Source organism: Asaia sp. As-1742 (genome assembly GCF_011753235.1).
Classification (GTDB): domain Bacteria; phylum Pseudomonadota; class Alphaproteobacteria; order Acetobacterales; family Acetobacteraceae; genus Asaia; species Asaia bogorensis_B.
In genome coordinates, this window is sequence record NZ_VWWA01000003.1 from 482,457 (window position 1) to 507,004 (window position 24,548).

The 24,548-nt window shown below is 59.9% G+C and carries 18 protein-coding genes and 1 riboswitch; of the genes, 3 read left to right on the plus strand and 15 right to left on the minus strand.

Annotated elements, in window-relative coordinates; genetic code table 11:
- Positions 1 to 40 precede the first annotated feature (40 nt).
- The 7 genes from F3J08_RS07070 to F3J08_RS07100 form a co-directional block, all read right to left on the minus strand.
- On the minus strand, positions 41 to 3,193 hold the full coding sequence (locus tag F3J08_RS07070; protein WP_166928932.1) for an efflux RND transporter permease subunit: 3,153 nt from the start codon (positions 3,191 to 3,193) through the stop codon (positions 41 to 43).
- Between the two features lie 2 nt (positions 3,194 to 3,195).
- Positions 3,196 to 4,485 (minus strand): efflux RND transporter periplasmic adaptor subunit, encoded by a 1,290-nt coding sequence (locus F3J08_RS07075; protein ID WP_166928933.1) that lies wholly within the window; start codon positions 4,483 to 4,485, stop codon positions 3,196 to 3,198.
- A complete protein-coding gene (locus tag F3J08_RS07080) occupies positions 4,482 to 5,768 on the minus strand; it encodes a TolC family protein (protein ID WP_166928934.1) in 1,287 nt (428 codons plus the stop codon). The genes F3J08_RS07075 and F3J08_RS07080 overlap by 4 nt, the downstream gene beginning before the upstream one ends.
- A gap of 185 nt (positions 5,769 to 5,953) precedes the next feature.
- Entirely contained in the window at positions 5,954 to 6,235 is a 282-nt protein-coding gene (locus F3J08_RS07085) for a hypothetical protein (RefSeq protein WP_122039532.1), read from the minus strand.
- A 76-nt stretch (positions 6,236 to 6,311) separates the two neighbouring features.
- Positions 6,312 to 7,796, minus strand: coding sequence for an efflux transporter outer membrane subunit (locus F3J08_RS07090; RefSeq protein WP_205206779.1), 1,485 nt, complete (start codon positions 7,794 to 7,796; stop codon positions 6,312 to 6,314).
- Positions 7,793 to 10,948 carry an efflux RND transporter permease subunit gene (locus F3J08_RS07095; protein WP_122039470.1) on the minus strand — a complete coding sequence of 1,052 codons (3,156 nt, stop codon included), beginning with the start codon at positions 10,946 to 10,948 and terminating at the stop codon, positions 7,793 to 7,795. Before F3J08_RS07095 ends, F3J08_RS07090 begins: the two co-directional genes overlap by 4 nt.
- A gap of 9 nt (positions 10,949 to 10,957) precedes the next feature.
- Positions 10,958 to 12,178, minus strand: coding sequence for an efflux RND transporter periplasmic adaptor subunit (locus F3J08_RS07100; RefSeq protein ID WP_122039471.1), 1,221 nt, complete (start codon positions 12,176 to 12,178; stop codon positions 10,958 to 10,960).
- 203 nt (positions 12,179 to 12,381) lie between these two features.
- On the opposite strand from F3J08_RS07100, the gene F3J08_RS07105 reads away from it, so the two are divergent.
- A complete protein-coding gene (locus tag F3J08_RS07105) occupies positions 12,382 to 13,041 on the plus strand; it encodes a TetR/AcrR family transcriptional regulator (protein ID WP_166928935.1) in 660 nt (219 codons plus the stop codon).
- 18 nt (positions 13,042 to 13,059) lie between these two features.
- On the opposite strand, the gene purF is transcribed toward F3J08_RS07105, so the two are convergent.
- From purF to F3J08_RS07135, 6 genes are all read right to left on the minus strand, one after another.
- A complete protein-coding gene (purF, locus tag F3J08_RS07110) occupies positions 13,060 to 14,490 on the minus strand; it encodes an amidophosphoribosyltransferase (protein WP_166928936.1) in 1,431 nt (476 codons plus the stop codon).
- Positions 14,491 to 14,595: 105 nt separating this feature from the next.
- Entirely contained in the window at positions 14,596 to 15,123 is a 528-nt protein-coding gene (locus F3J08_RS07115; protein WP_166928937.1) for a CvpA family protein, read from the minus strand.
- Between the two features lie 22 nt (positions 15,124 to 15,145).
- Positions 15,146 to 15,628 (minus strand): hypothetical protein, encoded by a 483-nt coding sequence (locus F3J08_RS07120; RefSeq protein ID WP_166928938.1) that lies wholly within the window; start codon positions 15,626 to 15,628, stop codon positions 15,146 to 15,148.
- Between the two features lie 90 nt (positions 15,629 to 15,718).
- On the minus strand, positions 15,719 to 16,048 hold the full coding sequence (locus F3J08_RS07125; RefSeq protein WP_166928939.1) for a multidrug efflux SMR transporter: 330 nt from the start codon (positions 16,046 to 16,048) through the stop codon (positions 15,719 to 15,721).
- A gap of 283 nt (positions 16,049 to 16,331) precedes the next feature.
- Positions 16,332 to 18,203, minus strand: a complete 1,872-nt coding sequence (thiC, locus tag F3J08_RS07130; RefSeq protein ID WP_240149187.1) for a phosphomethylpyrimidine synthase ThiC — start codon at positions 18,201 to 18,203, stop codon at positions 16,332 to 16,334.
- A 72-nt stretch (positions 18,204 to 18,275) separates the two neighbouring features.
- Positions 18,276 to 18,417, minus strand: a riboswitch (TPP riboswitch).
- Positions 18,418 to 18,521: 104 nt separating this feature from the next.
- On the minus strand, positions 18,522 to 18,770 hold the full coding sequence (locus tag F3J08_RS07135) for a hypothetical protein (protein ID WP_023977247.1): 249 nt from the start codon (positions 18,768 to 18,770) through the stop codon (positions 18,522 to 18,524).
- A gap of 277 nt (positions 18,771 to 19,047) precedes the next feature.
- On the opposite strand from F3J08_RS07135, the gene F3J08_RS07140 reads away from it, so the two are divergent.
- Complete coding sequence (locus F3J08_RS07140; RefSeq protein WP_166928940.1) at positions 19,048 to 20,121, plus strand: quinone-dependent dihydroorotate dehydrogenase; 1,074 nt, start codon at positions 19,048 to 19,050, stop codon at positions 20,119 to 20,121.
- Between the two features lie 90 nt (positions 20,122 to 20,211).
- On the plus strand, positions 20,212 to 22,578 hold the full coding sequence (locus F3J08_RS07145; RefSeq protein ID WP_166928941.1) for a mechanosensitive ion channel domain-containing protein: 2,367 nt from the start codon (positions 20,212 to 20,214) through the stop codon (positions 22,576 to 22,578).
- Between the two features lie 97 nt (positions 22,579 to 22,675).
- Here F3J08_RS07145 and ubiM read toward each other — a convergent pair whose 3' ends face one another.
- Both ubiM and F3J08_RS07155 read right to left on the minus strand, forming a co-directional pair.
- Entirely contained in the window at positions 22,676 to 23,914 is a 1,239-nt protein-coding gene (ubiM, locus tag F3J08_RS07150; RefSeq protein ID WP_166928942.1) for a 5-demethoxyubiquinol-8 5-hydroxylase UbiM, read from the minus strand.
- Complete coding sequence (locus F3J08_RS07155; RefSeq protein ID WP_062164548.1) at positions 23,911 to 24,519, minus strand: nitroreductase; 609 nt, start codon at positions 24,517 to 24,519, stop codon at positions 23,911 to 23,913. The genes ubiM and F3J08_RS07155 overlap by 4 nt, the downstream gene beginning before the upstream one ends.
- Positions 24,520 to 24,548: the final 29 nt, after the last annotated feature.

Consider the following 24,548-nt stretch of genomic DNA (forward strand, 5'->3'; position numbering starts at 1 on the left):
TTGGGCTCGCAAGTTCATTTCCGGCCGTTGCGCAAAGTGCCTATTCAGCCGGGGCCGAACTGGCCTGGGTCCGGCGCTCACGCCAGGCCGAGAGCCTTATATAAAGAGTTGGCAAGACAAGGAGCGTCAGAGCAGTGCAGGAGATCAGTCCCCCTATCACCACACTCGCCAGCGGCTTCTCTACCTCGGCGCCCTCGCTCATGGAAAAGGCCATCGGGAAGAAGCCGAGACACGCCACCGTGGCTGTTGCCATGACCGGGCGGAAACGCTCCCGCGCCGAGGTGACGGCTGCGGTAACAGCGTCAAACCCCGCGAGCCGCTTGTCACGAATATAGGAAATCAGGACCACGCCATTAAGCGTCGCGACACCGAAAAGAGCGATGAACCCGATACCAGCCGAGATGCTGAATGGCATGCCACGAACCCACAGGGCAATGATACCGCCTGTTGCAGCGAAAGGCAGGTTGACGAACACCAGAGCCGCCAGCCAGATATCGCCAAGGGCGAGGATGAGCAGGCAGAAAATCAGGACCAGTGTGATGGGGACGACAATTTCCAGACGCGCCACCGCGGTTTGCAGATTGCGGAACTGTCCGCTCCATTCGATCCTGTAACCCGGCGGGAGCTTGATCTGGCTTTTGACCGCGCTCTGGGCTTCCTGAACGAAGGAGCTCAGGTCGCGGCCACGCACATTGGCCTGTACCATCATCCGACGCTCTCCCTGGTTGCGCCGGATGGCCGCCGGGCCGTCACGCAAGGTGATATCGGCCACCTGATCGAGCCTCACCGAGTGATCGTCGCGGGTCAGCACGGGCAGCAGGCGGATATCATTCAGATCATCACGTGATTCTGCCATGATGCGCACTTCAGTGGGGATCAGCGCATCCTGTAGCGAGACTGGAGGGCCTACATGGCCGCCGATGGATTCCACGACATCCAACACTTCGGATGTATCGACGTTCAACCGGGCTGCGGCGGTGCGATCCACATCGATGTGCAGATACGGGATCGTGCCGACATCCTGCGGGGCGACATCGGCAGCACCATTGACTGAATCCACCACACGGGCCGTCTGGCTGGCGAGCTTCATCAGCGTATCGATGTCCGGGCCATAGATGCCTATGGCAATCTGGGAGCGCACACCCGATTGCAGGTCATCCATGCGCATCTGGATAGGTTGGCTCCATGAATAGAGCGAGCCGGGGTTGTTCTTGCGCAAGGCGGCATCGAAGGCGCGTATCAGCCCTTCCTGCGTTGTGGCGGTTTTCCACTCGCTGCGCGGCTTGAGCAGAACATAGGTGTCAGACTGCTCGCCACCCTGAGGATCGGTCGGGATAGCGGAGGTGCCGCTATTGCTGACCAGCATCCGGATATCGGGGAATTGCCTGAGTGTCTTCTCGATCTGGGTGATGGCACGCAGCGAGGCGTCGAGCGAGATACCGGGCAGACGTGTCGAGGTGACGATCAGATCACCTTCCTGCAATTGCGGGATGAATTCACCGCCCAGCCGTGTGGTCAGGCCAAGCGAAACCACCAGCACCAGCAGGGCGATGCCCACCACCATACGCCCATGATCCATGCACCAGCGCGAGGCCGGCGCGAAACCGCGGCGCAGAAAGCGAATGAAGAAGGTGTCGTGCTCGGTTCCTGTCAGCGCCCCCGTATCAGAAGGATGCGCCTCGTTGCGGGTTTTGTGCGCGGACGCGTGATGAGGCTTGATCTTCATGATCAGTGCCGCAAAAGCAGGCACGGCGACCAGCGCGAAGATCAGCGAAGCAATAAGCGCGAGGATGACCGTCTGGGCCATGGGGCGGAACATTCGGCCCTCGACGCCTTCCAGCGTGAGCACCGGCAGATAGACCATGATGATGATCAGAATGGCAAATATGACCGGTCGCGCCACCGAGCGCACCGTCTCGGCAATACGCTGTGTGAGCGGTACGTCGTCACCAGCCTGACTGGAAAGCACACTCTCGACAATTACGAGGGCGCTATCGACCACCATCCCGAAATCGATGGCCCCAAGGCTCAGCAGATTGGCGGATATGCCGAGGTGACGCATACCCACCATTGCGGCCACGAGCGAGAATGGAATGACTGAAATGATCACGAGCGAAGCGCGCCAGTCGCCGATCACGACCAGAAGCACGACCAGTACGAGGATCGCGCCAAGGACAAGGTTTTCCTTGACGGTGTGAATGGTCACATCTGTCAGGGTGGCGCGGCTGTAATAGGGTTCAAGTGTCACGCCTTCAGGGAGTGAGGCGACGATCTGAGGCAGGGCGGCCTTGATGCGTGACAGCGTGGCCTTGGCATTGGCCCCCTGCTGCAACAGGACCACGGCATTGACGATTTCGCCCTCTCCATCGCGCGTGACACCACCGAGCCTCGGGAGGCGCCCCTCACGCACTGTGCCGACATCGCGCACATGGACCACGCCGCCATTGGGCATGCTGCGCACCTGCACCTCGCCCAGCTCATGTAGGCTGTCGATCAGCGAGCGACCGACAATGATGTTCTGCTCGTCGTTATGCTCGATCCACGCACCCCCGGCGGCCTCGTTGTCACGATCCACCGCGTTGAACACATCAGAGACCGAAACCTGAAACTGGCGAAGCGCCATTGGGTTAAGCGCGACCTGATAGGTCTGTGACGCGCCACCATTGATGTTGACATCGATCACACCAGGGATCAGGCGCAGCTTGGGCACGACGTTCCACGTCATGATCCGGTTCAGCGCGGCCAGGGAGCGACCCTCGCCGTGAATCTGAAGCTGCAGGATCTCGCCCATACCGGTGGCCATCGGCCCCATCGTGATGGCGAGATTGCGAACAGACACGGCAGCGCGGGCCTGATCGAGACGCTGCGCCACGAGCTCGCGCGCCCTGTAAATGTCGGTGCCGTCATTGAATTGCAGATAGAGCACCGAAACGCCGGTACGTGAGACCGAGCGCATGGAATCTACCCCGACGATACCGGACATGACGGTCTCTATGGGGAAAGTCACCAGGCGCTCGACCTCCTCTGTCGGCAGGCCGGGTGCGCGCACCGAGATGAGCACCTGCCGGGGCGAGATATCCGGCACCGGCTCGACAGAGAGCGAACGCAGATCCGCGATCCCGGCGATCATGAGAAGGACGACCGCACCGAGTATGGCGGCGCGCCCCTTAAGGAGGGCGAGCATGAATTTCATGGTTACTGACCGCCCTCGCCGTGATTGGGTTCGGGGGCCAGGAGGGCCTGCGACTTCAGAACGAAGCTGCCATCCGTCACGACTGTTTCGCCGGGTTTAAGTCCCTGCGTTACGACAATCCGCCCGTCGAGATCAGGGCCGGTCGTCACCTTGCGCGCCTGATAATGTGTGTCATCCAGACGGACAAACACGCAGGGCTGCGAGCCGATTTTCTGTATGGCGCTGGCCGGGATCACGATGCCATGCACGGTTTCGGTCGAGAAGAGCCGTGTCTTGACAAGCATGTCGGGCCGAAGCTGTCTTTTGCTGTTATCCACGAGGCTGCGCACGAGCACATGGCGGGTCATCGGGTCCACACTGCCCTCAATCAGGTCGATGCGTGACTCGATGGGTTTGGCGTCAGGAGCCGGCCAGGTCAGTTGTCTTCCACCCCGGCTCAGATGCGTTGCCTGCTGCTCACCAACCTGCGAGACCACCCAAACCCGGGAGAGATCGTCAATTTCGACCGCTGGTGCGGCACGGCCGGACACTTCCTCCCCCACGCCCACCACAATCTTGTTCACGATGCCATCGATCGGGGAGATAACGGATGAATGGAGCCCTTCAGTCTTTTCAGACGATGACGAGAACCGGGCCAGCCTTTCGCGCTCATTCTGCGCAATGGCCTCGCTGCGTTTGACAGTGCCCTCTGCGTCCTGAAGACGCGACCGGCGACGCTGGGCTTCACCCTGCGATATGGCGCCGCCCTGGAGGGCGCGGGCCCGATCATAGGACAGGCGGGCATCGTCGCGCAGGGCGCGGGCCTGCTGGACCGCAGCTTCGGCCGAAAGAAGACGCTGATGGGCATCGCTCAGGCTGAAATCGTCATAGGTGAACAGCACCTGCCCTTTTTTGACGATCTCGCCCGGCGTCACCAGAACGCTCTGCACACGTCCCTGCCCCACCGGGTGAATCCGGGCGCTGCGCCGGTCATCCTGATCGATATAGGCAGGCACGTCGACATGCGGTGGCAAAGCCCCCTGACGCGTTACGGCGGTATGAATTCCTTCCTGCCTGAGTGCCTCCCGCGAGATGGCAATGGGTGCATTCGGCCAGTCCGCAGGGCTCTGTGAGCCGCTCTCTGCGCTCGGGGCACTCGGCGCTGCCGGCGCGCTGACTGTGCCGGGGGGCGTCGAGACCGGCCCGACCTGCGCACACCCGATCTCGGGTACGAGCGCGAAAGACAGGCTTGTGAGGGCAAGGAGAGCGCAGCGATAACGCGCATACAGGCGAGGCCTGAGGTTGATTATCATGGGTAGTTTCCGGCCATCAGGCTCATTCTGATCATTGCCGCGTGCCAGATGACATCGGCCTCGGCGTTTCTCTGTCCGGCTTCGAGCGCCGCACGGCGTGCGCGAAGATATTCGATGACCGGCGTTTCACCGACGCTCCACGCATGTTCAAGGTCATGGGCGCGGGCATCGAGTGCCTGCCGCGCCGATGAGGCATTGCGCAGCATGGCCAGCGCTGAGCTGAGGCTGGCGCGTGTCTGACGGTATTCGGTCTTGACCTTGCGCTGCGCCAGTATGGCATCGCGTTCGGCCGCACCCATGGCCTTGACCTCTTTCATGACCATTGGCGTATTACGTGCCTCGCTCGGCAACGCCATCGAGAACTGGACGCCTACCTGAGTGTCCCACGGGCTGCCGTACTGGCCCTGCTTGACCACCTGTACGCCAAGTTGCGGGTTGGGCATGTAGGAGTGGCGCGCCAGCGAATACGCTGCCTTAGCGCTACGCGAGACTGCCGCAGCCATCTCGATACGCGGGTCGCGGGTGGGGTCGAGTGTCAGGTTCTGCGTGCCCAGGATACGACCGTCGAGCGACAGGATATCGGGGATCTCGTCAGTCCCGGTTAGGGCCTCAAGCTCGGCGCGATTGTTTTCAAGAGCCTGCTCTGACTGGGCGATCTGCGCATCGAAATCGCCCTTCTCGCCCACGACAGCATCAAAATCAGCCGCAGCAATTTCGCCGGCGCGCAGACCCTGATGGGAGCTCTGCACCACGCGTTCGAGGAGATCGCTGGTCGCGCGCAGATTGCCGATCTTTTTCTCGAGTAATGTCGCGGCGCTGGCGAGGTCGAGGATGCGTACGGCGCTTAGAAGATGCTGAACCTTGATCCGTGCCTTGGCGACTGCTTCATCGGCCAGCGCGTTGCGCACGGTGGCCGTGCCCTGACCGGGAAGCCAGAGGGGGACGCTGATACTGCCCTGATAGGTTGTGTAGCCAAGATTGGTGCCGATGAAATGGTCATCGAGATATTGCCCGGCAACGATCGGCCCATCAGGAAACCATGACTGCGCGGCACGAGCGTTCTTGTGTGACGCCGTGGCATCGACGGAAAACGACTGGTTGGCCGGGTCACGGTCCCATGCAAGCTGGATGGCCTCGTGAAAACTCTCGGCTCTTGCGCCGGGTGCGAGCGCAAGCGCTGAGACAGCAACGAGGGAGGATGCGAGAAAGCATCTGGCCCGCATTGGGCCGATGGGAAGCTGACGGCGCCTGAAAGCCCGTTTTTGCCGAAGAATCACTGACATGATGGGTGATCTTAGGCGGATATGAGCATCGCTCCACGACAAAACTTGGCTGAACGATAAAATAAATAATAAATAGGCAACATGATGGAAAGGATCAGGTAATCCCGACCATCATGTTGCCGTCATGGGCAGGCATCACGCCGTATCGGCTTCAGCTTATTACCCGGTCGACCGCTTGGCCGGGGTCACTCGTCGATGGGCTGAACGTGCGAAACCTTGCCGGCGCGATCGTAATAGATGATCGCATTGCCTCGGCGCTGGGCATAGCCGTCTGGCGTGCCGTCCGGGCGTTTGAACAGCATACGGTGGGCGTCGGCCTGCTCAACAATCTTGTCGCCGGGCGGGCGGTACTTGAACATGCTGAAATCCGCCTCTGCCTTGGGCAGGGCAGAGGAGCGGGCCAGCTGATGCATATCCGGCTTCTTCTTGTCGTCATCATCATCCTGCGCGGTGGCAAGGGCGGGCATGAGCACCGCCCCTGCGCCAAGGACGCAGAGGAAGAGACGAAGCGGCGCTGACTGTTTCATCAAAGCTATTCCTGTATCAACCTTGTTTTGCGGCACCGGGCATGGCCTGAGCCTTTGCGACATCACTGGCGCTCCAGCCACCACCGAGTGCCCGGTAGAGCGTTACCAGATTCTGGTAACGGGCCAATTGCACATTGATGAGGCTTTGCTGCGCGTCGTACAGGCTGCGCTGCTGCGTCAGGGTGGTCAGATAGGGGTCGATACCCGTATTGTAGCGCATCATCGCCAGATCGAAGGCCTGCTGCGACGACTGGACGAGGCTCTTGAGGTGACTATCCTGTGCCAGATAGGTCTCGCGCGCCGTCAGGGCATCTGACACTTCCTTGAATGCCGTCTGGACCGTCTTCTCATAGGTGGCGATCTGGGCAAGACGACGCGCCTTGCTGATCTTGAGATTGCCCTCGTTCTGACCCCAGGTGAAGATCGGGAACGTGATGTTGGGCGAGACCGACCACGTCTGCGCACCCGGCGTGAACAGGTGACGGAACTGAAGGGAACTCACGCCCTCCTGCGCGGTGAGCGTCACCTTCGGGAAGAAGGCGGCGCGCGCCGCACCGATATTGGCGTTGGCACCGATCAGATTATGCTCGGCCGACTGGATGTCGGGGCGCTGCCCAATCAGGTCCGAAGGGAGGCCTGCAGGCAGATCCGCCATCAGGGTCTGGGTTCCAAAGGGCTGGGGTGCCGGCAGGCTGTCAGGCAAAGGAACACCAATGAGCAACTGCAGCTGGTGCTCATCCTGTGCCATCTGGCGCTCATACTGTGCCTTGTTGCTGGCTGCCTGCTCGACCTGGGTCTGGGTCTGGGCCAGCGTCAGGGCATCGGCCTCGCCGTGATCGTATTTCATACGTGTCAGGCGCAGTGTGTCGCTTTGCGATGTCAGGGTCTGGTCAGTCACGCGCACAAGTTCACGGTCCGCCAGCCACTGGAGATAGGTGTTGGCCACCTGCGCCACCATGCTGATCAGCACGGATTGCGCATTCATGCGTGAGCCCAGCAACTCTTCCGCCTGTTGGCGGGAGAGGTTGCGGATACGGCCGAACAGATCGACTTCATAAGAGGAGAAGCCGATATTGACGCCGTAATAGCGCAGCATGGACGTGCCGCGCCCCAGACCAGGGGCGAAGGAAAAGCCTGCCGTATCAGAAGGAGCGAAATACTGGCCCTGCCCTGTTACCCCGATGGGGGGGAACAGTGAGGCATGCTGAACCTCGTAGCTGCCCTGAGCCTCCATGATCGCTGCCGCCTGGCTGCGCAGGTCACGGTTGTTGCGCAGGGCAAGTTCGATCAGCGCGCGCAGTCTTGCATCGGTGAAGAAATGCTTCCAGCCGATATCAGAGGCTGCCTGACCCCGAAGGGCCTGCGTCGCTCCGGCATCGGCAGGATAGGCATTCTGCACGGGCTGGGTCGGGCGCTGGTATTTCGGGGCCAGATCGCATGAGGCGAGCATGGTGAACGCCAGCAGGGCGCCGACCGATCCGGTTCTGGTCAAAAGGCTCATGCGCCCTCTCCTCGCGCAGCTTCATTGCGGTGTTCGTACGGATCGACGCGATCCTTCATGCGTGTCACCTTGAACAGACGCAGGATCACCACGAAGAAGACCGGGACGAAATAGACGGCCAGCAGGGTTGCGGACAACATGCCGCCGACCACGCAGGTACCGATGGCCACACGTGCTGCCGACCCGGCGCCCGTCGCAATGGCCAGCGGGAAAACGCCGCAGACAAAAGCGATGGACGTCATCAGGATCGGGCGAAGACGCTCGCGACCGGCCTTGAGAACGGCATCTTCAAGAGAGTCACCCTGCTCGAAGAACTCTTTTGCGAATTCGACAATCAGAATGGCGTTCTTGACCGATAGACCGACCGTGGTCAGCAGGCCCACCTGGAAATACACGTCGTTATCCAGACCACGCCACAGCGTGGCACCAATCGCGCCAAGCACACCAAGTGGCAGCACCATCAGCACTGCAAGCGGGATGGCCCAGCTTTCATAAAGCGCGGCAAGGCAAAGCAGGATGACGATGGCCGCGAGTGCGTAGAGCGGGCCAGTCGAACCGCTGGATGCGACCTGTTCGTAGGAAATGCCGGTCCACTCATACCCGATACCCTTGGGCAGATGGGACAGGATCTTTTCCATCTCCTTCATGGCATCGCCCGAGCTTGTGCCAGGCGCGCCCTGACCCTGCAGTTCGAAGGAGTTCAGACCGTTATAGTCCTCCACCTTCTGCGGGCCGACAATCCAGTTACCCGTGGCAAAGGAGTTGAATGGCACCATATTGCCGGTGGTATTGCGCACATACCATTTATTAAGATCCTCAGGCGTCATGCGCGCCCAGGCTTCACCTTCGATATAAACCTGTTTGACGCGGTCGCTGCGCATGAACTGGTTGACGTAAATCGAGCCAAACGCCCCCTGGATGGTGGTGTTGATCTCGGCGTTCGTCACGCCCTGCGCATTGGCGCGCTCACGGTCGATATCCAGATGGAACTGGGGCTGATCCTCAAGGCCCATCGGACGCACAGCCATCAGGCGCGGGTTCTTGGCAGCCTCGCCCAGAACCTGGTTGCGGGCCGCAAGGAGGGCCTTGTGACCCAGATGCCCGTTATCCTCCAGTTCAAGATCGAAGCCGGCCGCGTTGCCGAGTTCCATCACAGCTGGGGGGTTGATGGCGAAGATGATGGCTTCCGGATCCATCCAGAAGTGCTTCATGATTTCGCCAGCCACCGACATGGTGGTGTTCTTGTACCCCGGACGCTCATCCCACGGCTTGAGACGAATGAAGAAGGCACCAGCACTCTGGCCCTGACCGGCGAAGTTGAAGCCGTTCATGGCAAAGACCGACTGCGCGATATCACCGTATTTATGCATCACGTAATCGGTGATCTTGCGGTTGACCGCCGCCGTCTGGGCATTATTGGCGCCCGGACGCATGGTCACCTGACCAAAGATAATGCCTTGATCTTCTTCCGGCAGGAAGCCGCCCGGAACACGAAGGAACAGGAAGACCGCACCGAAAGCGAAGACGGCAAAGATGAGCATGCTCACCAGACGGCTGCGCACGAGGCGACGCACACCGTTCAGGTAACCATTGGTCATGCGATCAAAATTGCGGTTGAACCAGGCAATCGGTCCGGTCTTGTGCTCCTTGTGAGTGGGCTTGAGCATGGAGCCGCACAGTGCGGGGGTCATGATCGTGGCCACCAGCACCGAGAGCCACATGGCTGCGACAATGGTGATCGAGAACTGGCGATAGATCACGCCGGTCGAACCGCTGAACGCCGCCATTGGCAGAAACACGGCGGTCAGGACGAGCACGATACCCACGAGAGCACCGGTGATTTCATCCATTGACTGACGTGAGGCTTCCTTGGGAGATAGTCCCTTCTCGCTCATCACGCGCTCGACGTTTTCGACCACCACGATCGCGTCATCGACTAGAAGGCCGACGGCGAGCACCATGGCCAGCATGGTTAGCGTGTTGATCGAAAAGCCAAGGGCCGAGAGAACACCGAATGTGCCCAGAAGCACGACTGGCACGGCGATTGTCGGAATGAGCGTGGCACGGAAATTCTGCAGGAAAATCAGCATCACAACGAACACGAGCGCGATGGCCTCGAGCAGCGTAATGACAACTTCCTTGATCGACAGGGTGATGAACGGCTCGGTATCGAGCGGATAAACCGTCTTGAGGCCCTGCGGATAGAACTTCTCGAGCTCGGCAACCTTGGCGCGCACTGCCGTCTCGGTTGTCAGCTGGTTCGCACCCGGCGCGAGCTTGAGCGCCATACCGACCGTCGGCAGGTTGTTATAGAACGAGGTCAGGTTGTAGTTCTGCGCACCCAGTTCGACACGAGCGACATCGCTGAGCAGTACCTGAGAACCGTCCTGCTGTACCTTGAGCACGATCTTCTTGAACTGCTCGGGCTCACTGAGGCGGGTCGGACCGATGATGGTCGCGTCAAAACCGATCTCCTTGGTGGAGGGCAGACCGCCCAGTTCACCCGAGGAAACCTGAATGTTCTGCTGCTGGATGGCTGTCTGAACATCGCTGACGTTGAGCGAATATTTATAGAGCTTGTTGGGGTCCATCCATACGCGCATCGCGTATTCGGAACCGAACAGCGTATGGTCACCCACACCGGAAACGCGCGAGAGCGGATCGGATACGTTCGAGGCTACGTAATCGGCAATATCCTGACCCGACATGCTGCTGTCGGTCGAGATGAAGGCGAGCACGAGCATGAAGTTCTTCACGGCCTTCGTGACGCTCAGGCCCTGGTTGACAACTTCTGTCGGCAGGCGCGGCTGCGCCAGCTGCAGCTTGTTCTGCACCTGCACCTGCGCGATGTCAGGGTTTGTCCCCTGCGCGAAGGTCAGGTCGATTTCCATATGGCCGCTGCCATAGGACGATGCCGAAAGATATTCGAGGTGATCCAGGCCGAACATCTGCTGCAGGATTGGCCGGACGGTGGTGTTGTTCACCGTCTCGGCCGATGCACCGGGATAATCAACCGTGATCGCGATCTGTGGCGGGGCGATGGAGGGGTACTGGGCAATCGGCATGCTGAAGATGGCGACCCCACCCACCAGCATGATGATCAGCCCGATAACCCAGGCGAAGATCGGTCTGTCGATGAAGAAACGAGACATGGACTACTCTTATCCTGCGTGCGCGGGCTGGGCGTCGGCTGCCTTGCCGTCAGCCGTTTTCTCAACCGGCTTTACGACGGCACCCGGATGGGCCTTCTGCAATCCCTCGACGATGATGCGGTCACCGTCATTGAGGCCACCCATCACAACCCAGTCGCCATCAAGGGCGCGGTCGAGCTGCACGAAGCGCATGGTCACCTTGTTGTCGCCATCGAGCGCATAGACGAAGGGATCGCCCTTGGAGTCACGCTGCAATGCCGGCTGCGGGATGGTGATGGCCTTGGGATCGACACCCTCGGCGACTTCGGCATGAACATACATGCCGGGCATCAGCAGGCGATCAGGGTTGGGGAATTCGGCGCGGACGACCATGGTGCCCGTTGCGGGGTCGACCGTGACTTCGGTCAGGCGGAGCTGACCTGACTTGTCGTAGCGGCTGCCATCCTCGAGTGTGAGCTCAACCGCAGCGGCGTTGCCCGACACCTTCTGCAGTTTTCCGCTCGCAAACTCCCTCCTCAGACGCAGCATGTCCGAGGTGGCAAGGTTCACGTCCACATAGATCGGATCCATGCGCGTGACCGTGGCAATAGCCGTGGTCTGACCCGCGGTGACGAGTGTGCCGGGGGTGACGAGCATACGGCCGATACGCCCGTCGATGGGTGAGCGTACCTGGGTCCAGTCCAGATTGACGGCTGCGCTGTCCACGTTGGCCTTCGCCTGCGCGATATCAGCTTCCGCCTGACGGGAGGACGAAAGGGTATTATCGTAGTCCTGTTTGCTGACAGCATGAGCCGCAGCAAGGGGGCGATAACGCTCAAGCTGGGCACGAATGCTCAGGGCTGCCGCCTGGGCATGAAGAAGCTGCGCCTTCGCCTGATCATAGCTTGCCTTGTAGGGCGCCGGGTTGATGACATAGAGCAGCTGCCCTGCCTTGACATCCGTCCCCTGCTCGAAAGCACGCTTGAGGATCACCCCACCCACCTGGGGGCGGACCTGTGCCTGCTCGAATGCCTCTACCCGACCGGGAAGTGACGTGGCGGTCTTCAGGGCATGGGGATGAACCGTATAGACCCCGACTGTCTGCGGCGGCGGCTTGGGTGCTTCTGCCTTATGCTTGCATCCTGTCAGATCGAGCGTCAGGAGGGCTAACGGAAACAGGCGTAGCGAAAGGCTTGTTGTGGTCTTGAGAGACCGCGTCAAATGGGGCGTATAAGACGGAAATGCTCGCATGCTGGCGCTATCCAAAATTACCGATGTTCATGAAGGGTAACCGCAAACCGTAAGGTCGCGCCAAAAAAGGCTTCGGAAACCCTTGAGTTTCTCTGCTATAGGGAACTATACGGTTTCCGAAAGCTGGTCAACGGACCTGTTGAAGCCCAGGAGCGGTTTTTCGCAATACAATGTCAGTTACGCCCCTCAAGACCAAAAGTATCATGCAAGAGCCAGAGCAGGCGTCATTACGCAAGCATTGTGGCAGGCCGCCAGTATTATGTGAAACTGAGAGGCGGGATCGTATATTCGACGCGGCCGAAATTGTGTTGCAGGAGCACGGTTATTCGGGCGCGTCCATGGACCGTATTGCCCAATGCTCGAACATGTCGAAAAAGACGCTCTATCATATGTTCTCAAGCAAGCAGGAGATGGTCGAATTACTGCTCCGGGATCGCCTGCTTCTGTCAGGTTTGCGTGATCTGGAACTCTGCGGCGATACGGTGGAGGACAAGCTCGTTTACGGGCTTGAAAGTCTGGCTGTCGCGATGATGACCGAAAAGCGCCTCAGTCTGATCCGTGTGGTGATCGCCGAAGTCTCGCGTAACCCCGAGGTCAGTCGCTTCGTTCGCGAATTCTTCTCCAGTGCGGCTGGCCCGTTCCCACTACGCGTGTGGCTCGAGCGCTTCGTCGATGAAGGGGCCCTGGCGATTGACGATGTCGAGGAAGCGTCTGACCTGCTTTTCGGCGCTTCGCTCGCGACGTCGATGCTGTGCGAGCTAAGCCATTGTCGGCCGCGCCAGCACTGGGACGAAACGCCGCGTTATCTGCGCCGCGTTGTGAGGATGTTTCTCTGCGGTCTCGAAAACGAAAAAGGGGCCTGAAAAGGCCCCTCTCATTCGTCAGGCGACCAGCCTGCCTTCCTTGTCCACCAGCTCGATCGGGTAATCACCGGTAAAGCAGGCATCGCAGTACCGTCCCTGTGCGCCGGTACGGCCGTCATGCCCAAGCGCACGATACAGACCATCGAACGAGATGAAGGCAAGGCTATCCACGCCAATGGCCTCGGCCATCTTTTCGATGGTGTGTGTCGCGGCCAGAAGCTGGCTCTCCTCGGGTGTATCGATGCCATAGAAGCAAGGATGCTTCGTGGGCGGGCTGCTGATACGCATATGCACTTCGGTTGCCCCGGCAGCGCGCACCATATCGACGATCTTTCGTGACGTTGTGCCGCGTACGATCGAATCATCCACCAGCACGACACGCTTGCCTGCGAGCACGGGCGTATTGGCTGAGTGTTTCATGCGAACGCCCAGATTGCGGATCTGGTCCGTCGGCTCAATGAAAGTGCGTCCGACATAGTGGTTGCGGATGATGCCCATCTCGAACGGAATACCGCTCTCCGCGGCAAAACCCATTGCAGAGGGCACACCTGAATCGGGTACGGGCACGATCACATCGGCTTCCACGCCGCTCTCGCGGGCAAGCTCGACGCCAATCTGCTTGCGCGCTTCATAGACCGAGTGATCTTCAAGGATCGAATCAGGGCGGGCGAAATAGATGTATTCGAAGACGCAGAAGCGCGGGCTGGTTTGCGCAAAGGGACGCATGGAGCGTATCCCGTCATTGTCGATGATCACCATCTCGCCTGGCTCGACATTGCGCACGAATTCGGCGCCCACGATATCAAGGGCGCAAGTCTCGCTGGCCAGCATCCAGCCGCCATCGGCTACGCGACCGAGAATAAGCGGGCGTACACCCAGCGGATCACGAAGCCCGATAAGGAAGTCGGGCGCCAGCGCCACCACCGAGTAGGCGCCCTTTACCTGCTTGGCGGCGTCCACCAGACGCTCCAGCACAGTGGCGTAAAGCGAGATGGCGATGAGATGAACGAACACCTCTGTGTCGGTCGTGGACTGGAACAGACAGCCACGCTTGACGAGCGCCTGTCGCAGCGTTGCCGCATTGGTCAGATTGCCGTTATGTGCCACCGCCAGACCGCCGAACTCGAAATCGGCGTATAGCGGCTGAACGTTGCGCAGCAGCGTACCGCCGGTCGTTGCATAGCGGTTATGGCCAATGGCTCCGCTGCCCTTGAGCGTGCTCATGACACGTGCGTCGCTGAAAACGTCGCCCACGAGGCCAAGGCCTTTGTGCTGGCAGAAGCGTTCGCCATCATGGCTGACAATACCGGCGGCTTCCTGTCCGCGATGCTGAAGGGCGTGAAGGCCGAGCGCTGCCAGAGCAGAGGCGTCGGGGGCTCCCCATATGCCAACCACGCCGCATTCCTCGTAGGGACGGTTCGCAGTTTCGAGTGTGGCGGGATCAATCATCGGGCGGCGCTCCTGGGCATGGTCACGCTTGGGCGACCGGAAATGGGGCGATCGGTGATGCGGCGATCGGGCGATCTGGAATGGGCCATTCGGGACCGGGGTCTGTCAGAAGGCAGCCTCATGACCTGTTGCGGGCGGCATGGCAAGATGAAGTTTCGGGAAATATGGCATTAGTTCCCTGACAAAATAGACGCCATCGAGGATGTAGGGACCCGATTTGCTTCCTGCAATGAGCGAATGGGCCACAACCGTGCCCACCATTGAGACGCAGACAAGATAGAGCACGACCAGAAGAATATAGCCGCGTGCAACACCGAACAGGCAGCCGAGCAGCTTGTCCGTTCCCCCTACGAGAACGCTGCGAAGCCCGGTAGCGAAGCGCTGCGCAACGGTCGACAGAACAAGGACCAGCACGATGAAAGATATGATATAGGCGAGTGCCGTTGCAGCAAGCGGGTCAGTAACTTTCTGCGCAATCCAGGGAAGAATGAGAGGCGCCGTGCGCGCCGCCAGCACGAAAGCGCCAACCCAGGCAGCAAGGCTGAACACCTCCCTTGCAAACCCACGTGCGCCGCCCCAGAGCGCCGAGACGAGAAGAACGAAAAGAACAGCAATATCGGCAGAATTTTCCATGGGTGTTCTGGAGCGGATCCGGTCAGGGGAGCTTGGTGGATGAGGGACGCCAGAATCTGCGTGTCGTATCGGAGCTGGCAGGGATGTCGCGATTGATCTGGTTCAGCAGGTTCCCCAGCTGCACCCGATGATCGATCTCGCGCCACACGGCTTTTGCGTCAATACCGCGCAGCGCCCACAGGCGCAGAAGCGCCTCGATAAAGGTGGCGCTTTGCTCGACCAGATCCTGAGGTTGCTCGAGCGAGTAGAAGGTAACGCATCGCACAGTGGCATGAGCGAGATCACGTCGCAGCGCGTCGTCAGAGAGAACGGCGACAACCGGAGACTGCGGCGTACGTCCCTTGGTATCCTTCCTGTTGCCAGCCCTGGAGCGCGTCTTGTCGGGAGCGCTCTGCCGCTTCTTGCCTCGTTTGGGCTTGGGGATAGCAGGCGCGTTTTCGGGCTGGGCAGGTCTCGCCGGGCCAAGCCGGCCGAGCAAGACCTCAAGAATATGCGGATCGTCCATAGGCACCTTCATCTTATCCGCATATGAATTTGCCACGGCAATCGTCAATTAAATGCGTGTATCTTCGGATGTTTTGACGCGATCTGTCGATCAATGCCCAACCGAGCGCGAAAACACGTTAACAACAATGACCCCAACGATGATGAAGGAGAGCCCGATCAGAGCTGGCGTGTCGAGGGCTTGGCGGAACTTGATCCAGCTGATGGCCGAAATCAGCACGATCCCGACGCCGGACCAGATGGCATAGGCGATGCCGGTGGGCATGGTACGCAAGGTGAAGGATAGCGCGTAAAACGAGATGACATAGCCCAGAACGCTCAGCATGCCCGGTACTGCGCGCGTGAAGCTGTCCGACATCTTGAGCATGGTGGTGGCAAACACCTCCGAGCAGATCGCAATCAGAAGATAAAGATACGTCATGAAACCCCGGACCATGAAACCGGGGTTTTCTTATCGCAACCCGGCAGGGGTGTCACCTTTCCTGAGGGACCAGGGATACCCACGACTGGCCTGAGTTCCTGCGGCACAAGGCGTCTGCGCGGTTGGCCGAGAGCTGACAAGAAAGGTCACATGGTGGTGAGGCGCCCGCACCTGAATGATATGTCCGATCCAGGACGTCCTGCCCCTGCCCGCTTTGCCCCGCGAGGTGGGAGGAGCAACGCCGGGTGCCGGCGACCTTTCAGGGGCCGCCGGGTACAATAGGTCAGGCCGGCTCGACCTCGTCTGTCTTCAGATAAAGCTTCCCGCCATGGGCCTTGAAGCTCTCTTTCATGTCTTCCATGCCCTGCTCACGTTCGGCATTGCGCCGGATGTCATGACTGATCTTCATCGAGCAGAATTTGGGCCCGCACATCGAGCAGAAATGGGCAGTCTTGTGCGCCTCTTTCGGAAGGGTCTCGTCGTGATAAGACCGCGCTGTATCCGGGTCGAGTGCCAGATTGAACTGGTCCTGCCACCGGAATTCAAAACGCGCACGGGAGATGGCATCATCACGGACCTGCGCGGCAGGATGCCCCTTTGCGAGGTCTGCGGCATGGGCGGCGATCTTGTAGGTGATGACCCCCACCTTGACGTCGGATCGGTCTGGCAGCCCAAGATGCTCTTTTGGCGTGACATAACAGAGCATGGCGCAACCATACCAGCCAATCATCGCGGCGCCGATGCCTGAGGTGATGTGATCATAGCCGGGGGCAATATCGGTGGTGAGCGGACCGAGCGTATAGAACGGGGCTTCGCCACATTCGCGCAGCTGCTTGGTCATGTTGATCTTGATCTTGTGCATGGGCACATGGCCCGGCCCTTCGATCATGACCTGACATCCCTTCGCCCATGCCACTCGGGCGAGTTCGCCTAGCGTTTCCAGCTCGGCAAACTGGGCTGCGTCGTTTGCATCGGCGATTGAGCCAGGGCGCAGCCCGTCACCCAGCGAGAACGAGATGTCGTAGCGACGCATGATGTCGCAGATCTCGTCGAAATGTTCGTACAGGAAATTCTCGCGGTGATGGGCGAGGCACCATGCGGCCATGATCGACCCGCCGCGTGAGACGATACCTGTGGTGCGTTGCGCCGTCAGTGGCACATGGGCGATGCGGACGCCTGCATGGATGGTGAAGTAATCCACCCCCTGCTCCGCCTGTTCGATCAGGGTGTCGCGATAGATTTCCCAGGTCAGGTCTTCCGCAACGCCGCCCACTTTCTCGAGCGCCTGATAGAGCGGCACGGTGCCGATCGGCACGGGCGAGTTGCGCAGGATCCAGTCACGGATATTGTGGATGTTACGACCGGTTGAGAGGTCCATCACCGTATCGGCGCCCCAGCGTATGGACCAGACCAGTTTTTCAACTTCCTCGGCGGCGGAGGATGTCACTGCCGAATTGCCGATATTGGCGTTGATCTTCACCAGAAAGTTGCGCCCGATGATCATGGGCTCGAGTTCGGGATGGTTGATATTGGCAGGGATGATTGCGCGACCGGCTGCAATTTCCGAGCGCACGAATTCTGGGGTGATGAAGCTCGGAATTTCAGCCCCGAAATCCTCACCATCGGCACGGCGTGCCTCGGCACCCTCGACCATTTCGGCGCGCCCTAGATTTTCACGATGGGCGACGAAAATCATCTCTTCCGTGATGATCCCTGCACGGGCGAACTCGTATTGGGTCACAGGGTGGCCATCCTGCCCGCACAGAACGCCGTGGGGGGCCGGGCATTGGGGCACCGCGTGATCGCCCTTGGCAAAGCCGTTATCCTCGGGCTTGATCGCGCGGGTTTCGGTCACTTTCGTGAGGCCACGGCGCGACAGCCAATGCTCGCGCAGTCGGGGCAGACCAAGAGATACATCGGCATGATAGCCGGGGGCGGTATAAGGACCGGATGTGTCGTAAACCCTCACCGCGGGCTCGTTCGCGGTGGGTTCGAGATCGATCTCGCGAAATGGCACGGTGATATCGGGCCGGTCAGCCGGGCTTGAAATAATCTTGCGCGAGCCCGAGATTGGACCGGTTGTGACCGTGCCATGCGCGGGCGCGCGATCGAGCGTGTTGACCTTGGTGGAATGAAGCGTTGAGTCGTCCATCATGTCTCCCCTTGCGGCGTGGAGTTATGTCCGACAGCGCAAGAGCAGAGTGAACGGAAGTCGCGTGTAGGGGGACCGGGCCGCTCACACCAATCCCTACGCCGGTACGAACCGGATCAGGTTCTTCGCCCACATGCCGGGGCGAAAGGGTCGCTGCGCTGCGGAAATCCCGCCATCAGCCTCTCAGCCTCTTGTCGAGGCCCCCCCTGGTATGGACGGGAGCATTGCGTGGTTAGGCGCGTACTGTCAATCGAATTAACGATGCAGGATCACGGCCTCTGCAAGATTGCCCGGTTGGGTTGATAGCCCGTGCGTGGCCTGTCAGGCACGCACATGGGAAGCCCGGGCGCTCATTGGCTTGAGCTGCCCTATTTCCTGATCATGGCGATTCATGCCAGCTGGCGTGATGTGAAAGCGCCCGTCATCGCCCAGAGTCACAAAACCCATCTCCTGCAGGCGCTCCAGACAAGGCTGGTCGCGCAAATCCTGCGGACGGCCTATGCCCTCGCAGAGAAGCACACGATGTAGCGTCGAGCGACAGCACGTTTCGAGATAGGGTTCATCCCACATGATGCTGTCTCCATATTGCGCCCGATTGGGTGGCGTGGCGCTTCGCATAACAGGTCGTGCCCGGCCTTTCCACGGTCCATCGCATCTTCCGGTCACGTTTTGCCCGTTTTCATGCAGTCAGGAGCACCTCTGTCCGGGTATTGCACCAGAGCAGGAAACGGGTCGGGTGGCGACATCGGGTTTTGTGATTGGCTAGGCAAATTGACCTGGAAAGGGGTCGACCCGTCCTGTCACGACGTTATAGAGAGGCGCACAGAAATTACCTGCAGGATATGTCATGGCGCGCGCGTTCCTATCCAGACTTTCAACCCAGATGTTCCACGGTTTCGACCCGGAGACGGCGCACGAAGCCGCCATCGAGGCGCTTGCGCTGGGGCTCGGGCCGAGTGCCGCGAAGGATGTGCCAGCGCTGGTTACCCGCTGTATGGGGCTGCGTTTTCCAAACCCGGTCGGCCTCGCCGCGGGGTTTGACAAGAATGCCCGCGCCCCGCTTGCTCTGGCCCGTATGGGTTTCGGTCACGTCGAATGTGGCACCGTGACGCCGCGCCCGCAGGAGGGCAACCCCAAGCCGCGTCTTTTCCGTCTGACCGAAGACCGGGCGATCATCAACCGCATGGGGTTCAACGGCGATGGCATCGATGCCTTTGTCCAGCGGCTTGAACGGTTCCGCTCCCTCCAGGCTGGGCGCAATGCAGCACTTAGGGCGGTGCCGGTCGGGGCCAATCTGGGCATCAACAAGCTCGGTGCCCGCCCTCTGGAAGATTATCCTTATCTCGTCTCGCGCGTCGCTCCTCTGGCTGATTACATTACCATCAACCTTTCATCGCCCAATACGCCGGGACTGCGTGACCTCCAGAGCGCAGGCACGCTTCTTGACATCCTCAATGCCGTGAAGCGCCATAACGTCGGGCACCCGCCCCTTGTCATCAAGCTGGCGCCTGATCTCGACCCTGACGCGCTGCCGGAAATTGTCGAGGCGGCCATCGAAGGCGGCGCTGCGGGTATCATCGTGAACAACACCACGATCAGTCGCCCCCCTTCCCTGCGCTCTGCTCTTGCGCAAGAGACTGGCGGTTTGTCGGGCCGCCCTCTGGCACAGCTGGCGGTGGGGATGCTTCATCGGATTGTGCCGCTGGTTCGGGGGCGTATAGCCGTGATCTCCTGCGGCGGCATCGAGAGCGGTTTCGACGTTTTCGAACGCCTGCGGGCTGGCGCCGATATGGTGCAGGTCTATAGCGCCCTGATTTATCACGGACCCTATCTGGTGCAGCGCATCAAGAAGGAACTGCTACGCGAGCTCTCCCGTGAGGGTCTGGAGTCCGTAACCGACCTGAAGTCTCTGCGAAGCTGAGCAGTGGGTAAACCAAGGATGCAAACGTAATGGCCCCTCGACCGTTTGCATCCCTATCATCCTGAACGAACACTGGAGGCGATCATCGAAATGTCTGCTCTGAAAAGGCGGTCGGCCCTGCAAACCCTTTACGGGCTCTTCCTTGTCTTTGCCCTTTCGGTATCGCCTTCACTGGCTCAAGCGGCTCCCAGCGACAGCAGTTCATCGCTAACACCGCTGGTTCCATCGGCAGCTGACGGATACGGCTGGACGACTGTCTCGGCCACACTGAACCGTCAGATTGCTACGGCGCAGGGGCGCTTGAAATATATCTACGGCCAGCTTAACCGCACCGACATCGTTCTTGGCAGTGAGACCCTTTCTGACTTGTCTGATCAGATAGACACGATCACGACAATGGCCCAGTCAATACAGACGCAGGCGACGTCGTATCAGACTGTCTATCAGAGCTACCTTGAGATCGTCGGTGCCAAGGCGGACGGAGAAAGTCAGGCCATCGTCGCGCAAAGAGCTCATTTGCAGGCGGTGCTGCAAGATATCAAGTCTACGGTGACACAGGGCAAGCTTCTCGGTTTGCAGGCCAAACAGGTCCAGCTGGAGGTCCAGCGGCGCGGTACGGTGAGTCAGCAGGCTCTGCTGTCCGAGCGCATCGCTTCGCCGTTTACATTGACGTTCTGGCGCAATCTTGTCGCAGAGGGTCAGGACCTTCGTCTGACATTCGCCCCGCCACTGAATAACGGTTACGCTGGGGTGCTCTACAACTGGCCCTGGATGCTTGGGTCGCTGATCGTCGTGTTCGCTCTGACAGCCCTGCTGTCTCGCCCGGTTTACCGCCTTTTTCGCGTGGCGGAGAGTAACATATCGACGCGCTTCACCGGCGAGCCCCTCGATGACACGCACCAGTCTTTCATCCCTGTAGCGCTCAGCGGTCTGGCCTGCGGCTTCATCATGTTCGTTCTTTGGGAGATCGCATCCGGGTTACTGTCTCTCGACGCCGGCCGCTCCCCTTTATTTGCAGCAGGAATTGCCGGTATCATGCCGCTTTGCGGCTTCATCCTCGGAGCAGGCCTGCCGGCCCTGAGCCGTGCTACCGCCGTAGACGCGGTGTCCCAGCACGTCACCCGTGCCCTGTGGAGTGTAGACTGGGGCGTTGCAATCCTTTTGCTGCTCCAGACACTTTTCATAATTGTCGGTCAGGAAAACGCTTTTCCCACAACCGCCCGGCGTCTGATCGAGGCATTATTCACGATTGTCGTAAGCCTCCTTTTCGTAGGTTTGTGCCGCAAGCTGACCGGTCGAACAGACGCCAAAATGGCGCCGGCTTTCTATGGCATGGCCTGGTTGGTGCTCGTAGTCAGCTGGATTGCCATTGCGCTGGGTTATCTGGCCTTCGCATTTGCTGTTGCCGTATGGGCACTGACACTCTCTGTGAGCCTTTCGACACTCTTTCTGCTCTCTGTGGCGGTCAAGGAATTCACCACGCGCGCATTTTCGGTTGGCTCGACCGTTTCGAGACGTCTCTCACGTCTCGGTGTCCATGCTAACCGGGTCGCGCAGTTCGGGGTCATTGTATCTGGTGCCATCAATATCGGGTTGATTATCGTTTTCGTGGCGATCTGCCTTTCCGAAGGCAGGCTCGATGTTCCGGTTGTCGCGGATAACGTCCGTGGGCTTTTTGTCGGCCAGACCATCAATGGCGTTCAGTTTTCGCTGAATACGGCAGTCCTCTGTCTCGTTATTCTTGTTGTGTCCTATTATGCCATCGGCGCATTCAGCCAGTGGCTTGAGTCACGACTTTTCCCGACGACCAATCTTGATATCGGCGCCCGCACATCGATCCTTAACATCTTCAAATATGTCGCATGGATCGCGGTGTTTCTGATGGTGCTTTCAGAAGCCGGCGTGACGGTCAAAAACCTGACCTGGGTCGTCAGCGCCCTGTCTGTCGGTATCGGCTTTGGCCTTCAGGCCATCGTGCAGAATTTCGTGTCAGGCGTGATCCTGCTGGCGGAGCGGCCGATCCGCGTTGGCGACCTGATTGAACTCGGTTCTATCAAGGGAGATGTCAAACGCATCAGTGTTCGTTCGACCGAAATCGGTCTTGGCGACGGATCGACCATGATTGTCCCGAACTCGCAGTTCATCACCTCTGCCGTTCGCAATGCGACGCTCGGCACCGCGCTGAGCGCCGCTTCTGCAACCGTCACGATTTCTCCGCGTGCCGATGCGACAAAGGCTCAGGCAGCGTTGATGGACATGATGACCCAGCGCGAGGATATCCTCCAGAACCCGGCGCCCGGCGTTGCCATCTCGGCGATTACCGATACGGGTATAACGCTCGCCCTTTCGGCCAAGGTCGCCTCGGTGCGTGATGTTGGGGGTGTGACCAATGCCATCATGCTGGATGCCTACCGCGTATTGCAGGAAGCCGGGGTCGAACTTGGCAAGCCAGCCTGACATCACAGCGATCGGCTCTGAAATGAACAAGGGGGCGGGAGATCAATCTCCCGCCCCCTTATTTCATCTCTCACCCTGAATTTTTTCAGACAACGGCTCAGGCTGCGTGGTCACGGTCCATCAGGAAGCCTGTGACCAAGGATTTGAACGGTGTCAGACGCTCGGCAAGCGCCAGCCCCGCCCGGCGCAATGCCAGAACAGGTTTGGCGTCATGGGTGTAAAGTGAGGCAATACCATTCGTGGCGGCAAACAAGGGTGCCGTGGCCCGGCGATGACGGCGCTCGAAGCGTCGCAGCACATCGGCAGCGCCCGGATCGGCATCACCCAAGCCGATTTCCTCACTCAGGATACTCTGGCCTTTGAGCCCGAGATTGAAGCCATGGGCTGTTATCGGATGCATGCCCACAGCGGCATCGCCGATCAAGGCAAGGCGCGGGGCCTGAAAGCGATGGGCGAAGACGGTCTTGAGGGGGTAGGTACAGCGCGCGCTTTCCAGGCTCATTGGGCCCAGTCGCCCCTGTGTCCTGCGCGTGATGTCCTCATCAAAGGCAGCTTTATCGAGCTGCTTGAGCGCCTCAATTTCGGAAGGATCAAGGGTCAGCACGAGTGATGACAAATGACCGGGCTGATCGTCATTTGCCACTGGCAAGAGGGCAATTGTCTGCCCTTCATCGAACCACTGCAGCGCCACGCCGTCATGCGGCTCGGGGTGGCGCATGCGGCAGACCATGATGACCTTGCCGAAATCATGCACGATTGCGCCAATTCCGCGAGACTGTCTGATGCGTGAGAACCGTCCATCCGCGGCGACCAGAAGAGCGCTTTCGATGAGCCTGCCATCATCGAGCAAGACCGTCGCGACATCGCTGGTGCCGGAGCTTCTGGCCACAGAGCGACCCGACAGGATCGATACCTTGCCCTGCTCCTGAACCGCTCGATGCAGCGCGGTGCGAATCAGGTGGTTGGGAACGAGATAACCCAGCGCTTCTGTCGCGTCGCCGAATTCCTGCCCTGCCGGGGCCCGAAACAGCAAAGCCCCCGAAGGATGATCCGGCGCTTCCTGGCCGGTTTCAATGCGGGCAGTTTTCAGGGGCGAAACATACTCGGACGGGATGTGACGCCAGACATCATGCGTCTGCAGCCAGCTGCGCGAGTGATGGGTCAGGGCGATCTCACGACCATCAAACTTAGGTGCGCTGAGGGCCGTATCGGGTGCCGGATCGATAACGCCGACGCGCCATCCACTCTCGGCGAGAGAAAGCGCGCAGGCCAGCCCTGCCGGGCCGGCCCCGGCAATCGTGATATCGAAACCGAGCGATGAGCCTGTGCGCGTCACTTGTCCGCCTCGAAGCTCACGGGCTCGCCCTTCCAGAACGCCATATACTCGGCAATGTCGGGGCGTTTGCTGCCATGGACTGGTTTGTCCGGTGTGCCCACGAAAAGGAACCCTGCGAGGCGTTGGGAGTCCCGAAGGCCCAAAGCCTCACGGAAACAGGGCTGCTCGGCAAAGTCGCTCGATACCCAGAAACCGCCGAAACCCTCGGCATGGAGTGCGTTCAGCACGTTCATGGCCCCTGCGCCAATCGACAGTTCCTGCTCCGAGACGGGAATCTTGCCTCGGGAGTCGATGTCCATGACGAGGGCTATGGTCATGGGCATCTCACCAAAACGCTGGCGGCGCTTGTCGATCTTCTTTTGCGGCACCTCAGGGTCGGCCGCGCTCATGGCCTTGACGACCTGCTCGGCAAATTCCGCGCGATGCTTGCCCTTGATCACGATGTATCGCCAGGGTCGCATCTTCCCGTGATCCGGCGCGCGCAGCCCGGCAGAGAGGATGCGGGCGATCTGCTCCTTGTCAGGAGCGGGCGCGCTCAAATGATCGGTCGAGGCCCTGGATAGCAGGACATCAAGGGCGGGGGATGATGCGGGAGAGCTGCTCATGCCGGATAGATGGCAAGTTCCCGCGTGCT